We start from the raw sequence: 14,514 nt of genomic DNA on the forward strand, positions 1-14,514 counted from the left end.
ATAATGGACGCAAAGATAGAACATTCTGATTAGTAGGGCAAAAGCTATCCGTTTTTTTTATATTATAATAACTAGAGAGGCAGTCAGCATCTCGGAATATTGTCTTATATTTGCAACAGATAAAACAAATTCTACAACATTCTAATGAATAACAATAAATCTTCTATGAGGAATTACAAAAACAAAACAAAGGAAGACCTTTTAGAAATAATCGAACAATTAGAGGAGAAAATAGATTTTCTTTCCTCTCATTCTTCTTCTGATTCTTCCTCTCCCTCCAAAGAACGTTTTCGTGATAAATATAGCACCCGGATACTGGATGCTCTTCCTGACATGCTCACCGTCTTCGACCATGACGCCAACATCATAGAGCTTGCTTCTTCTCCGGCAACTAATCACGTTGAAGGTATCAGCGCCAACAATATCACCACTACTAACGTAAAAGACATTCTACCCAAAGAGGCTTATGAAAGTGTCCGCAAAAATATGGATAAGGTGATTCTCACAGGAGAAAGTTCAACAGCCAGACATGATCTTATGTTGGACGGTGTTTTACATCACTACGAAAACCGTATCTTTCCTTTGGATAAGGAATATCTATTGTGTATGTGCCGTGATATATCCCAACAATGGGAGGCGGAACAGACGAATGCCCAACAACAGAAAGAGCTAAAGGCCGCCAGAATCAAGGCGGAAGAGTCGGACCGGCTGAAATCTGCTTTTCTGGCAAATATGAGTCATGAAATACGTACCCCGCTCAATGCCATTGTAGGGTTCTCCAAACTAATAACTTCCGCAGCATCTGCGGAAGAGAAGAACCAATATTCGGAAATCATCGAACGAAATTCGGAAATGCTGCTGAATCTATTCAATGATATTCTGGATCTGGCATCTCTTGAAGCTGATTCTCTAAAATTCAATATCCGCCCGATCAAATTAATAGATATCTGCCTGCAACTGGAACAACAATTCTGCCATAAGACGCAAAACGGTGTCAGGCTCATTTTGGACGACGTAGATACGGACATGTATGCTTCGGGAGACTGGAATCGCATCATACAAATTATAAGTAACTTGCTTAGTAACGCTACGAAGTTTACCCCGAAAGGAGAAATCCATTTCGGCTATCGGGAAAAGGAGGATTTTGTAGAGTTCTATATTAAAGATAGCGGCATCGGCATTCCGGCAGCAAGAATTGCCACTATTTTCCGGCGCTTTGGAAAGGTCAACGATTTTGTTCAGGGAACAGGATTGGGATTAACTCTTTGCAGAATGTTGGTAGAGAAGATGGGTGGACGTATCTGGTTGCGCTCTCAGGAAGGACAAGGAAGCAGATTCTATTTTACCCTGCCTTTGATTCGCCAATAAAGATCGGTTAAGGACACAAATATCAGTGTCCGGGCATGACCTTACAGGACTTTTACAATTAGATATAGATATACAGAAAACGCGGCTTGTTAGTAACAAAGCCGCGTTTTCCGCATATATCTATGTTCGAAATATATTCATTTATTCCTTAGCAGCCGGAGCACTAAGCATTTCTTTATATTTCACCGGATCATTCAGAATTTTCATTGCTTCCTTCAAACCGTCATCATCCTTCAACTGCTGGATGATATTACCACGTTGGTAATAGTAACGCTTGATAATTTCGGTAGCAATCATCTTCTTTATATCAGATGAGAAATAATCCAAGTCGCGGTCAAGATCATGATTCAACTTCTTTTCAAGTGCTTTGAACTCCTCTGAAGCATCATTCATATATCCTTCAAACTCGGCAGCTTCTTTCAACGTTTTCAGAATCTTCTCGCTTTGCTGGTCATATTTGAAGTCGGCTTTCTTCACCAACGCTTTAAAATCATTATAATCGGCATCTGTCACCTCAAACTTCTCCGGAGCAACGATGGTAGGATGCTTCAAACAATACTGTGTTGCATAATCGAAAATCAGATTATCGCGTACCAGATAGAAGAGGATATTCGGTAATTTCTCCTGTTTGATAACAATATCCGGCATTACACCACCTCCGTCGCGTACTTCACGTCCGGCAGCCGTATGGAATACCTTAGTCAAACTATCAGGAATGGTTCCTACACTTCCATCTTCATTACGATGCTTGTAATCAATAGCCTGTACACAACGGCCACTCGGAATATAATATTTGGAGGTAGTCACTTTCATCGTTCCGCCATAAGGCAAAGAGCGGGGAACCTGTACCAGTCCTTTTCCGAAGGTACGGTTACCAACGATAACGGCACGGTCGAGATCCTGCAAAGAACCTGATAAGATTTCGGAAGCAGAAGCGGTTCCGCTATTTACCAGTACCGCAATCGGAATGTCCAAATCCAACGGTTCGCGCAATGTCTTGTAAGTGTTACTAGCCTGTTTGATTTTTCCTTTTGTCGTCACAATCACCTTTCCACGCGGTAAGAAATAATTCGCAATTTCCACTGCTTCATCCAGCAATCCGCCGCCATTACTACGAAGGTCTATCACCAACGAAGTAGCGCCCTGTTTCTTCAAATCCAGAAATGCTTTCTTAAACTCTTTGGAAGGGTTGCCGGAAAAAGTGCTAAGGCTGATGTAACCTACCTTGTTATCCAATACGGCAGTATAAGGAATTGCCGGATTCTGAATAGACTCACGCACAATCGTGAATTCCATCGGTGTACGTCCGCCTTTCTCATTCGGGCGCTCAATCTTTAACTTAAAACTGGTACCTGCCTGTCCGCGTAACATCTGGCTGACTTCCGCGTTATTCTTACCGGCAAGATCCTGTCCGTCAATCTCCATCAGGATATCTCCCGCTTTCAGACCGGCTTTTGCAGCAGGCGTTCCCTCGAAAGGTTCAGAAATCATCGAACGCTTTAGTTTTGTATTATAAGCAATGTAAGAACCCATCCCACCAAATGATCCTTTAATCATCTGCTCCAGTTCACTCTGATCCTCTTCCGGGAAATATTCCGTATAAGGATCCAGCGTATAAAGCATATTATCGATTCCTTCCCGAATCGTTTTATTCGGATCAATGGTATCTACATAGAACATATCCAGTTCTTTCACAATCGCATTAAATATATCCAGATTCTTTGCAATCTGGAAATTACGGTCGTCTCCACTCTTGAAACTAAAGAAAGCAACTGTGGCTATCACCGCTACTGCAACAATAGCTATCTGCCTGTTCAGCAATTTTTTCATACCTCTTTCAATCTAAATGAGTCGTAAAAGTAGCTCAATCCTTTGTTATTCCGCCAGAATCCTGTTAATATTTAACTTAATTTCATCCCAGCGTTCCTGTGATATCGTTGTTCCGATTACCTGAATAACATTTCCCGAGAGAATAGAACCTATTTTTGCACATTTATCCAACGAATATCCGCAAGTCAATCCGTATAAGAATCCGGAAGCAAAATAGTCACCGGCACCGGTAGTATCCACCACCTTTTGAACCGAAATGGCTGAAGCCTTTATTTCTTCTGTCCCTTTACGGATATAAGAACCATTTGCCCCGACTTTTACGATAGCAATACTGCATTTCTTGGCAATCACTCTCAAAGCTTCCTCCGGCTCCTTGCCGGTAAAGGCTTTCGCTTCCTCTTCGTTTGCAAAGACAATGTCGACATATTTGTTGATTAGCAAGGTGAAGAATTCCAGATCATTAGCCACAATGTTATAACTAGCCATATCGAGACAAATCTGCAAACCGGCTTCTTTAGCCAGTTCAATGGCATGAAGAATCATTTCGTGGTCCTGAACAAGATAGCCTTCTATAAATAGGTACGCGTAACCTTTAAACATATCCAAGGTCAGTTCCTCTGCTCTCAAAGAAGCCGCTGCTCCCAGATAGGTTCCGAAAGTACGCTCCCCATCCGGTGAAATAAAAGTGGATGCCACACCGGAAGGCAGTCGATCTGACGTCAATAATTTGTCTTCAATCTTATTTTTCCGCAGATTTTCACGAAAAAATTCTCCATAATGATCATTTCCCACTTTTCCGATAAACCCTGTTCCGGCACCCAGACAAGCCAGTCCGAGGATGGCATTTCCTGCCGATCCGCCTGTTGCCAGATGGGTTTTCATCTGTGAAAATTTTGTGTTAATCTGCTGTAACTTAGCGTCATCGATGAGCTGCATGCTTCCTTTGGGTAAACCCATTTCATCCAAAAGAGTATCATCCTTCAGGGTTGCGAGTACGTCTACCAGGGCGTTGCCCAATCCTATTATTTTGTCCATTCCTAATATTTTTTTTGCAAAGATATTGCATATTTCAAAAAAACCTAGTACTTTTGCATCGCAATTGAGAAAAACATTCTTCCTTAGCTCAGTCGGTTAGAGCATCTGACTGTTAATCAGAGGGTCCTTGGTTCAAGTCCAAGAGGAAGAGCAAAGTTGAAAATCTTGATTGCAAACATTCTTCCTTAGCTCAGTCGGTTAGAGCATCTGACTGTTAATCAGAGGGTCCTTGGTTCAAGTCCAAGAGGAAGAGCAAAAAAGAAGCCACCTGAATGGGTGGCTTTCTTATTTAATATCATTTATTCGTATATAATCACTCCACCGTTGCCAACGTCAATATACTAATCCGTATTCCCTCCACATTCACCAGACAAGAAGCACATGCCAGCGTAGTAGAACCGGTAGTCAATACATCGTCAACGATCAGTATGTGTTTCCCTACAAGTGTTTCGGGACGTTGAAGCTCAAAGATACCTTCCACATTATCCCGACGTTCAAGTATGGATTTGTGTGTTTGCGTTTCCGTATTTTTCTTACGCAATATGGATTCTGTATCTATAGGGATTCCTGTTACAGCAGTGATTCCACGGGCAATCCATTCACTCTGGTTATAACCGCGGATTTGCTGTTTTTTCTTGTGAAGCGGTATAGGGATTATAACATCAATTCCTTGAAAGAAATGAGAAGATAAAAGTTCTGCTGCCATATACCGTCCCATAATTGCACCTATTTCCTTCTGTCCACCATATTTCAAACGGTGAAGAATCAGCCGGAAGTCACTTCCTTTCTCATAAAAGAAAAAAGAAGTAGCCCGTTCCAAAGGAATTTGTCCCCAGAAAAGTCGCTCTACCGGATTATCTTTTCGAAGATGATAGTTCGTACGAGGTAGTTTGATATTGCATACTGTACAAATACATTCCTCACCCTTTGCTAACGGTCGGCCGCAAACAACACAGCAACGGGGAAACAGTAAAGATAAAAAAGAACTAAGCCAGTCTTTTACAAGAAGTGTGTGTTTCATAATAATAGAGATTTCAAAGTTGCAATACCACTTACATATTCAATGGAGGGACTTCTGCCAGAAGTTTCTGAAAGAAAGAATGCAGAGTTCCGTTCGTTGCAATAATATGATGTCCTTCTATGAAGTTATCTTCGCCATAGAAGTTAGTAACCTTTCCTCCCGCTTGCTGGACGATCAATGCCGCTGCGGAGTAATCCCATTTTCCGAGAAACGCTTCCATCCACGCATCGAAACGCCCAATAGCTACATAGCAAATTGCAGCGGCAGCCGAACCATTCATACGAATACCTCCCACTACTCCATAAAGTTGATCGATGAGATGAAGAGCGGTCTGTTTATATTGCAGATGATTATAAGGTAATTCTGTAATAACAAAGGCATCTTGGATATCCTCAACACTCGATACATGAATTTCTTCACCATTCATGAAAGCCTTTCCACCTTTCCAGGCATAGAAACATTCATCCCGACAAACTTCATAAACGACACCTAAAAGAAGTTCAGTGCGATTGCGTAAAGCAATAGATACACAATAAGGAGCCTCATCATGAATATAATTTGTAGTTCCATCCAACGGATCAATGACCCAACAGTAGGGTTCGTCCTGATAAGTGGCAGAGCCTTCTTCTGTTATGAATCCCGCTTCGGGCAGTAGAGCAGCAAGTGCTTTCACCACTCGCACCTCTGACTCTTTATCTACATAAGACACATAATCATGTGCATGTTTTTCCTCCACACGCTCACGACGGAAGTTCTTCCGTTCTTCTTTCAAAAAATGTCCAACCTCTGTAGCAATCCGGCATACATCAGTGGTAAGTTGCTTTAAATCCAACATTTATTATTCAAATTAAAAAGTGCTCCGAAGTTATAACTTTTCCTGCAAAAAGCATAGAAGAAAATAATATTTTCATGTTTGACACACTAATTAGTGAAGTAACACCCAAACTACCATAATCAATATTGAGGAAACATCTAAAAAACAAGGCCGGTTCATTTTCTTTTTTTGAACCGACCTTTCTTAACTTTTACATCTAAATATAAATGTATAGTTCTTTATTCTTTAAATTATAACAACTTTACTTCTGAACCACAATTTTCAACTTGCATGTACGCCCATAGAGTAATGCTACGCCATCATAAGTGAGTCCGGTTATGCCAGCTCCCGAGTAGGCTGGCCCCTGGCTTCCCACCACTCCTGTAGGAGTAGCAATTTTACATCCTCCGGCAACTAATGCATCCATATCGTTTGCGGCTTCAATAACATGAATCACACCATACTTACCCATTGCGGTAACAAAAGCAATATAAGTATTGTCTTTTATCTGCAAGCTACAAGGATCATCCGGATACCCGTCAGACGCATTGACTCTTTGCATTAACATATCAGCACCTCCTTTAGCTATACTTTCCAACACATTCAACGCCTCAAAAGTCTTGACGTCCGGAGCCGCGTTCGCCATCATCACATCAATACCAAGGTCAGCAACCTTATCATCAGGTATAAGAGTAAACAGCGTTTTGTTGGTGGCTACACCGGCCGGTTTAATCCAGTCATTCACATCGTAAGCTCTCCCTATTGGTCCTCCACTAATTCTTGACGCACTGACATAAGAGAAACCTCTGTTTTTAACGGCAACAAAGCTTGGATTTCTCCATATATTAATGAAAGCAAAGTCTACGCCGTTTGCCTTTGAGCCATATCCTTTAATTTCCTTCAAGCTTAACACATGCTTCTGCACACCGCGTATCATTATTCCCTCTATGGAGAAAATATAAGGTTGATCCGGTTCTATTGAATGTTCCCATTCGGGTGCCATTTCAATATCGTTGAAAACAAGCGCGACATTATTGTCAACACCCTCAATGCCCTCGATATTGATAATCTTCTCCTCTCTCAACCCTTCTATATCTTCCACCACAATCTTGATTCCATCAGTATCCTTATTGTCTACGACAGTTTTCAAGATAAATTCCATTTCCAATGGATTACCTGATACCGGAATAGTTGTATAATCCTTCAGATCACCCAGTACCTTATTGCACAAAGTATGTTTTACGGACTTAATGCCCACTGCAGAACGGATCACCACAGACAGAGAAACCTCTTCATCGGGTACTAAAACTGGTAAATCTGATGGTTCTGTAAATATCTGGGACGGAAGTTTGGTTATCTTTTTAATCGGTATTACCTTTTGTGCCGTTTTTGTCAAAACATCTGTCGATGTCACTAGTATTCCGGCTGCTTCACGCGTGTTGACCTTGACATTCAAATCAAATTCAAGTGTCATATCAGTTTCCAGAGTATCTATCTTTAAACGTTGGCGTTCATTCGCATTTATCTCTTCATATTCTCCATTTTCATCCACCTTCAACAAGGTAGCATATATACTATGTATCCCCACAGCAGAGAAACTTCTGGCAGATACAGTCACCGTAGAATTATACTCCACCACATCTATCTCGGAAGGAGAAGTTAGTTCTACAGTAGGTGGCGGATATGCGTTGTCATCCGAATAATCGGCTTCACTATCACTACAATTTGTCAATAGCAAGCCCCATGACAGGGCAAGCATCAGGATCATTGTGTTTTTGATATATTGCTTCATGACTGTTCATTTTTTATTTTAAAGATTCGATTTGTAATTGAAAACAATGTAAATCCCCGCTTACACTTGTTTCGGTTACCCCCCTAAAAGCCCATTTGTGTGAAGTCAGGACAAATATACAATACTCGGAGTCTCTATTTCTATTTTCCACTTCCGAGAAAAAATAAGTATCAGAAGTTAAGTTAGAAGTAATTGCCGACTCAAGATTAGACAACAACGCACGTTTAACAGTGCCCACCAGAACTGTCTGTTCGTTTACTCTTTTCTTGAATACATCAACGGCCGGAGCTATCAGATCTTCACTATTTAGTGACATAGAACAGAAGAGCATATCTATTCCGTTCACTGCTTCTGTTTTTGTTTCAAGATATCTGCAATCGTTTTTTACCACATATTGTGTCATCTCGGAAATAGTAGAAGGAAAAAGCACAGTACTACCGATTATCTTTTTTTCTCCCGCTACTATAGCTGACAGGTACAAACACCGGCACTCTTTTACTCTCTCTAGCAGTCTCCGTACCCGTATTTATGATTGCAGTTTGCCCATAAATAGCGTTCGTTCTATCCAACAATGCCACTGCATGAACAGTATTCCTGATAGACGCCGCCACCTCTTTATAACTACAAGAACTAAATAAATTTTGCTCTGACAAGTGTGCATAAACCAACACGTTAGTTGTTCTGAACCGATTCCATTCAGGGATTTCTTCTCTCTTGTTATCCTCATCACTACATGAAACGAACAGGCAAGAGGTAATACATATAAATAGCAGATATAGATAGTTTGATTTCATATTTCACTTATTTTACAAATTCAACTTCGGCAAACAAAGCTCTGTGGTCAGATACCGCCGGATTAGATAAAACTTCAAACGACTTCACCTTCCACTTATTCTGTGGAAGCCCGAATAGATAATCAATCTTGATTGTCGGCTGATCTGCCGGATAGGTGAATGTATCATCGCAGATTCTCTGCCAGTTTTTCATTACTTCACAAATCACATTAGAGTCTGTTCTGGCATTAAAATCTCCTCCCAGCAACGTCGGTGTATCTCCCGTACCAATCCGCTCATTAATTTGTTCGGCCATTGCGCTCCTTATCAGGTCCGTCGAATGATCCAAATGAGTCGTTCCTATCCTGATTACATTTGAAGTGCCGGGTTGCTGAATATCTACATATAATAGCGTCCGGGGTTCTTTGGCTCCGTCTATACCTTCGAAAGGCTTGTTGTTGATATAAACAAAAGGATATTTTGAAAGTATGGCTACTCCATATTCTCCACCACCAGTCTCCATCGCTTTCCCGAATACGGAAAACAACCCTAACTCCGCGGCCAGTTGAGTGGTGAAATCTTGATTTTTATTCCTTTTTGTGTTGTAATCTATCTCTTGCAACATTACAACATCCGGATTGTATTTCCTGATAAATACAGCATACTCCTTCACCGAGTAACCAGTCATCTCACCGGACATCCGGCAATTATAGCTCATTATTTTAAGAGCCTGCGCATACGTACTTTGATACGCAAAGAAGAAAAGGCATACCCATACAATGGGCTTTAAAAGTGCTTTCATAAATTTGTTTTTGTTATTAGATTAAGTTTACTTATTCAACCGTATATGCATATTCTGATATTTTTTTAAAGCTAACCGGTGTTATTGATTGCATCACCTCCAACACATAGTTCAAGTCGTTCCCTTTACAAACGAAGTTGTATGTAAACGAAGCAATCTTTTCGTTTTTAACTGTAATCTCTATATCAAAATGCCGCGAAAGTGTTGTAAGCACTTCTTTCAGTGATGCATTTCTGAAAATAAGCCGGTTGCTCTTCCAACTCGAAGCATCATCGTGATATCTATCAGTTTTTATTTTTATTACATTACTCCTTTTTTCATAAACGGCCGTTTGCCCGGGAAGCATTTGCTGCATAGGTCTACGGCTTTGCACATGTCCGATATTGATACTTCCTTCGTCGAGTGTAGTTTTTACTACCTTATCCGAAGCGTACGCTTTTACATTGAAGCACGTTCCTGTCACCTGTATTTTTACATTCTCGGCAAGTACCTGAAATGGTGATTTTTTATTTTCTGCTATTTCAAAATAAGCCTCTCCCTCCAGCATAACATTCCTGTTGTATTTCGCAAACTGTTCCGGATAAGTCAATTTAGAATCGGCATTTAACCACACCCGGCTACCATCAGGAAGTAATACAAGCAGCTTTTCACCTCTTACAGCACAGACTTCACGATAAACAAGATTTGCCTCACTGTGGCTTTGATAATAATTATATCCCGCACTTATCACAAGCAAAACAATAGCACAAGCCACCGTCCACTTAAATAACAATGGCATTCTGATTCTCCTGTTCTTTCGTTTTTCTTCCTGCATTACGGCTTCCTGAATATTCTTATAAATGCGATATTCATCAAAAGGAGGCAGTTCTCTGCCACCCAGTTCGAGCTGTTTGCCTTCTACTATCCTCTGAATGTCGTCATCAATATATTTTCCGATGCCGTCAACCACTTCAAAGTCCTGACTTGTATGTTTCTTTTTTGATTTCATATTTCAATATCTATTAGTAATACACACTGTTACAAAAAAGTATTATACAGACTACGTTAAACCGTGTTAATTCAAAAGAACGTTCCATATCCGTAAAAGTGATAGAACTACATCATACAATAAAGTAACAGTAGGCTAAGCTCTCCCACTGTCGAGCGAATCTGCTTTAAAGATTGGCTATATTGGAATTTAATTGTATTTATCGAAAGATTAAGTTTATCAGCTATTTCCTGATTGGAGTATTTTCCTGAAACTTTCATTTCAAAAACCTTACGACGTTGCGGCGAAAGTTGCTCAAGAGCTTGTTGTATAATGTTCATTTGTTCTTGCTTAAGGTTTTCGTTTTGAGAATTGTCTTCCAATTCCAAAACCATTGAAAGGCAATCCTCAAGTAAATAGATATTTTTCTTTGAATCTCTCAACGTATTGAGCAGATCGTTCTTCAACATCGTAAAAAGGTATCTGTTTATAGGTTTTGTTTCGTCGATCTCTTCTTTTTTCAGCCAGAGTTTTAAGAATAAGTTCTGCACAGCATCTTCAGCCAATTCCTTATTCAGCAAATATTTAAATGCCAAAGAAAAGGTCTGCGCCGCATATGTCTTGTATACAATACTAAATGCCAGCTGGTTCCCCTCTTTCAGAGCCTTAACCAAAGCTTGGGCTTCATCCTGTGAGTATTTCTGGAACATCTTAATCATTTTAAATATGAAAACAAAAAGCTTATGATATCAAGTCCTTATTTTCAAATATATTAATTCTTTCTGATATAGCATGAATCGCAAACAATAAATGAAACAGGCCTCTTGTTTATTTCACCAGTCTTTGATATTTGCTGAATAAAAAGGTTGAGAATGATAGCAATCCGTCATTTGTTGAATGAACATCTTTCCGAATATCTTTCCTATCAGTTGCATTTACCCAACCAGCTTCTATTTCTTTTAACTCATCTTCAAGTTGTTTCTGATCCACTTCCACACCTTTCTCAGCCGCATTGATAAATGTATTGATATACACTTCCCAACGTTTTGCATAATAATCACTTATCAGTCCTGCCCATGAACGGCTGGCATAATCGTTCAGGCTTCCTCCCCAAGTAGTAATCAAGTTGCGAGCGTTCTTTTCATAATAGTCTTTCAACCGGGGAGAATCCCCCATCTTCCGCGCATCATCCATCCATTTATCCAGAGAACAGTAAGGATGAAAGGCATTCAGTTTATCCAAATCATTCAATATTTCCTTCATTTTTTCGCCACAAGCTTTCAAAGCCTGATCATCTTTAGCTTCAACCATCCTGTCAAACTCCATTTTTACATCAAGAAAATAGTTTCCAAGCACCTGCCTGCCTACAATAATCAAATCCAGACGAAAAGCATCCCTCCGGTCAGAAGGCGCTTCGTTCAGTTTTCTCCAAACCTCTAATAGTTCAACATTACTGTACACATTACTTGTCCGTTTTTCACTATTCTTATTCAATACGGGGCGATATCCGGGTAAAGTGCCCAATGTACGCGGCACCTGTACATAAATGTCATTGAATAATATTTTCCAAGCATCGCGCACAGGTTGCGATACACATCCTACGTGTCTGTCAGCCAGACATTCTATCCATTTGTTATCATCTACATTCAAGTTCCATGCTTTCTCAAGGATGTATTCGTAAGGGAACTGTACAACATCCAATCCTTCCAGCGTAGAGCCGATTCCCTTAAGGTTGTCTCCACCGTTAATGAGAGCATTCTCAAGTCGTGCGCCACTTTCTTTGACGTTACCTGTCAAAGTTGTGTTTCCTCCGAAATTGCCCAGATAACACCAGATATAAGGCTGTCCATGAAATTTATCAGTCGTTTTCCAAAGTTCAATATTTTCACAATGATAATCGAGCAGATACGTCTTATTCTGCGGAACACCCGTCAGTAAAGCTTCTATTCGCGGAGATGTCCACTTCTCTTTGTCATGATAAAACATCCATGTCATTTGCATCCATTGGGCTTTGGGATCGGCAGCCGTCAACGTGGCGTACATATCCGAAGCTATCTTCCGCAAATATTCGGGTTCGAAACTTGGCGGGTCAACCTCATTGAAAGGATCTAAGCCATAAATATGATCGGTTCCGAAAAGTTTTTTTTGTTCATCAAGAAATAGTTTCTGAATTTTCGCAAACAAAGCGTCGTTAGGATTCAGAAAGTTACAACGGTATGTATCAGTAAAACCTGCCCATTTGCCCAAATGCTGAATATCGGCCTCGGGGTAAATCCGTTTTAAATCGGCAGGGACATGTCCGGCAAAGGCTGGCAATACGGGCTTCATATTCAATTCACGCTCACGTGCGAGTATTTTTTTCTGCAAACTTACCTGATGTTCCAGCCATTCCATCGGCAACGGACCGTTCCAACCATCTATGTTAGCCATCCGATGCCAGGGCAGATACGGCGGTCCCGTGAAGTAAGAGCGTATTTCGATGTCCGACATTCCCATTTTCGACCAGACTTTATACCACACAGCTTCTTGTCCGGTGATTGCCAAAGGCATATTTATGCCATTAAGGGCCATCCAGTCAATAAAGCGTTCCCATTCTTTCCATTGCCACCAAGGCATCGTGTAACCATACGTGCAATAATTCAGGAAAAAGCGAGTATCCACTCTCGCTTCCGAAACGACCTTCTCGCCAACCATTGGCAATTCATCAGGAATTTCAACGGCTATATCCGCATACCACGATACCGTAGTTAAACAGTAGTATTTCAGGTAATGGTTCAGTCCCATCGCCATTGAATTGGCGTTGTTTCCACCGATTACAATCTTATCTTTGACGGACTCTACCGTAAAACAGTCTTTCTCCCCTTTTAACTTTTGAAACTGAAAACTCTCGATGTATGACGGCAGCAAACGTTTCACTAATGCTTCGGCAACAGCTACGTCTTTGTCTTTAGCCTGAAGAGCCAACGACATAAAAAACATAACCAGACACATGTATACACTTTTTCTCTTCATTCTGATTTATAATTTTATATAGATTTTTCTTTTTAATAAAACATATCCCAACAGCCCATTGAACAACAGAAAAAACACACCATACATAAATGAACCGAAGTAATTTCCGAATAATGGGTTAAGCAAATTACTGAATACAACCGTATGGATATGCCAATGCACAAGCAATCCTCCGGCTATGCAACTAAACACATAGATTACAAGCGGATTCGCTCCAAATGCTTCGAAAAATGAAAACCACTTTTTATTCTGCTTCACATCAATGATATAGAGCAGCAAAGCCAATGACAATGCTGCGATCCCACAAGTGACCAAAACGAACGAAGGAGACCACAAACGTTTATTCAAAGGACAGGCATAACTTAACAAATAGCCGACAAACAACAGAGTGGTACCTATAAGAAATAGATTCAGCATCCGGCGGTCATTGTCTTTAATGTCGATGATTATTTTTCCGCAAACAAAACCTATCATCACTTGAGATACAGCGGGAATCGTGCTAAGTATCCCCTCGGGATCGACAAACTGCCGGCCTTGAAGATACATGTGATTAGACCCTAAAATAGCCGAGTCAACAATCCCGACGATATTATCCGCACTTTTCTCAAATCCGTTTCCAAATAACTGAAAAATAAAGTAGACAGCCAACAAGATGATGGCTAATGGCATAAACCGCTTATGCGGTATTGTTACAGCCAACAGGGCTGTAATGCCATAACAAATTCCAAGCCGTTGCATCACTCCCATTAACCGGAGCTGACTCAAATCAGAATAGTTACCACCATCTACTGATGTAATGAACCACTCCATAACCAGACCTATAAATATTAACAAGAGACTTCTTTTTATGATTTTCGCAATAGCCGGTCGACACTGGAAGTTATACTTACACAAAGAGATGTAGGTCGAAATACCCATCAGGAACATAAACATCGGAAATACCAGATCGGCTGGCGAAAAGCCATCCCACTTGGCGTGTGTAAAAACAGCAAAGTTATACCCACACTTTCCTGTGTTGTTGACCAAGATCATCCCGGCAACAGTAATACCCCGAAGTACATCAAGCGAAAGTAACCGTTTGTTCGGATTCATATATTTTA

General features: G+C 40.6%; 11 protein-coding genes, 2 tRNA genes and 1 pseudogene. 3 read left to right on the top strand and 11 right to left on the bottom strand.

Features of this window, described 5'->3' with window-relative positions; all coding sequences use genetic code 11:
* Positions 1–165: 165 nt before the first annotated feature.
* Positions 166–1,368: an ATP-binding protein gene (locus tag NXV01_RS02625; RefSeq protein WP_195650239.1), complete on the top strand. Its 1,203-nt coding sequence runs from the start codon at positions 166–168 to the stop codon at positions 1,366–1,368.
* A 141-nt stretch (positions 1,369–1,509) separates the two neighbouring features.
* Here the strand turns inward: NXV01_RS02625 and NXV01_RS02630 are convergent, their stop codons facing one another.
* Together NXV01_RS02630 and NXV01_RS02635 are read right to left on the bottom strand one after the other, a co-directional pair.
* Positions 1,510–3,198 carry a S41 family peptidase gene (locus NXV01_RS02630; protein WP_195650238.1) on the bottom strand — a complete coding sequence of 563 codons (1,689 nt, stop codon included), beginning with the start codon at positions 3,196–3,198 and terminating at the stop codon, positions 1,510–1,512.
* 45 nt (positions 3,199–3,243) lie between these two features.
* Positions 3,244–4,233, bottom strand: coding sequence for an adenosine kinase (locus NXV01_RS02635; protein WP_234133078.1), 990 nt, complete (start codon positions 4,231–4,233; stop codon positions 3,244–3,246).
* 77 nt (positions 4,234–4,310) lie between these two features.
* Here NXV01_RS02635 and NXV01_RS02640 point away from each other — a divergent pair.
* Positions 4,311–4,384: transfer RNA gene (locus NXV01_RS02640), tRNA-Asn, on the top strand.
* 28 nt (positions 4,385–4,412) lie between these two features.
* A tRNA-Asn gene (locus NXV01_RS02645) sits at positions 4,413–4,486 on the top strand.
* Between the two features lie 60 nt (positions 4,487–4,546).
* Here NXV01_RS02645 and NXV01_RS02650 read toward each other — a convergent pair.
* The 9 genes and pseudogenes from NXV01_RS02650 to NXV01_RS02690 form a co-directional block, all read right to left on the bottom strand.
* Positions 4,547–5,254, bottom strand: coding sequence for a ComF family protein (locus NXV01_RS02650; RefSeq protein ID WP_259021653.1), 708 nt, complete (start codon positions 5,252–5,254; stop codon positions 4,547–4,549).
* Between the two features lie 31 nt (positions 5,255–5,285).
* On the bottom strand, positions 5,286–6,089 hold the full coding sequence (locus tag NXV01_RS02655) for an inositol monophosphatase family protein (protein WP_148365564.1): 804 nt from the start codon (positions 6,087–6,089) through the stop codon (positions 5,286–5,288).
* A 241-nt stretch (positions 6,090–6,330) separates the two neighbouring features.
* Entirely contained in the window at positions 6,331–7,860 is a 1,530-nt protein-coding gene (locus tag NXV01_RS02660; RefSeq protein WP_259021654.1) for a hypothetical protein, read from the bottom strand.
* Between the two features lie 13 nt (positions 7,861–7,873).
* Positions 7,874–8,654, bottom strand: a pseudogene (locus NXV01_RS02665) (hypothetical protein).
* Positions 8,655–8,661: 7 nt separating this feature from the next.
* Positions 8,662–9,435, bottom strand: coding sequence for an endonuclease/exonuclease/phosphatase family protein (locus tag NXV01_RS02670; RefSeq protein ID WP_217720980.1), 774 nt, complete (start codon positions 9,433–9,435; stop codon positions 8,662–8,664).
* Positions 9,436–9,466: 31 nt separating this feature from the next.
* A complete protein-coding gene (locus tag NXV01_RS02675; protein WP_148365568.1) occupies positions 9,467–10,423 on the bottom strand; it encodes a FecR family protein in 957 nt (318 codons plus the stop codon).
* A 107-nt stretch (positions 10,424–10,530) separates the two neighbouring features.
* Positions 10,531–11,112 carry an RNA polymerase sigma factor gene (locus NXV01_RS02680; RefSeq protein ID WP_148365569.1) on the bottom strand — a complete coding sequence of 194 codons (582 nt, stop codon included), beginning with the start codon at positions 11,110–11,112 and terminating at the stop codon, positions 10,531–10,533.
* A gap of 118 nt (positions 11,113–11,230) precedes the next feature.
* Positions 11,231–13,414, bottom strand: coding sequence for an alpha-N-acetylglucosaminidase (locus NXV01_RS02685; RefSeq protein ID WP_259021655.1), 2,184 nt, complete (start codon positions 13,412–13,414; stop codon positions 11,231–11,233).
* Between the two features lie 6 nt (positions 13,415–13,420).
* Positions 13,421–14,506, bottom strand: a complete 1,086-nt coding sequence (locus tag NXV01_RS02690; protein WP_259021656.1) for an acyltransferase family protein — start codon at positions 14,504–14,506, stop codon at positions 13,421–13,423.
* Positions 14,507–14,514 lie beyond the last annotated feature (8 nt).

Source organism: Bacteroides sp. BFG-606, from assembly GCF_024788145.1.
Lineage (GTDB): Bacteria > Bacteroidota > Bacteroidia > Bacteroidales > Bacteroidaceae > Bacteroides > Bacteroides vicugnae.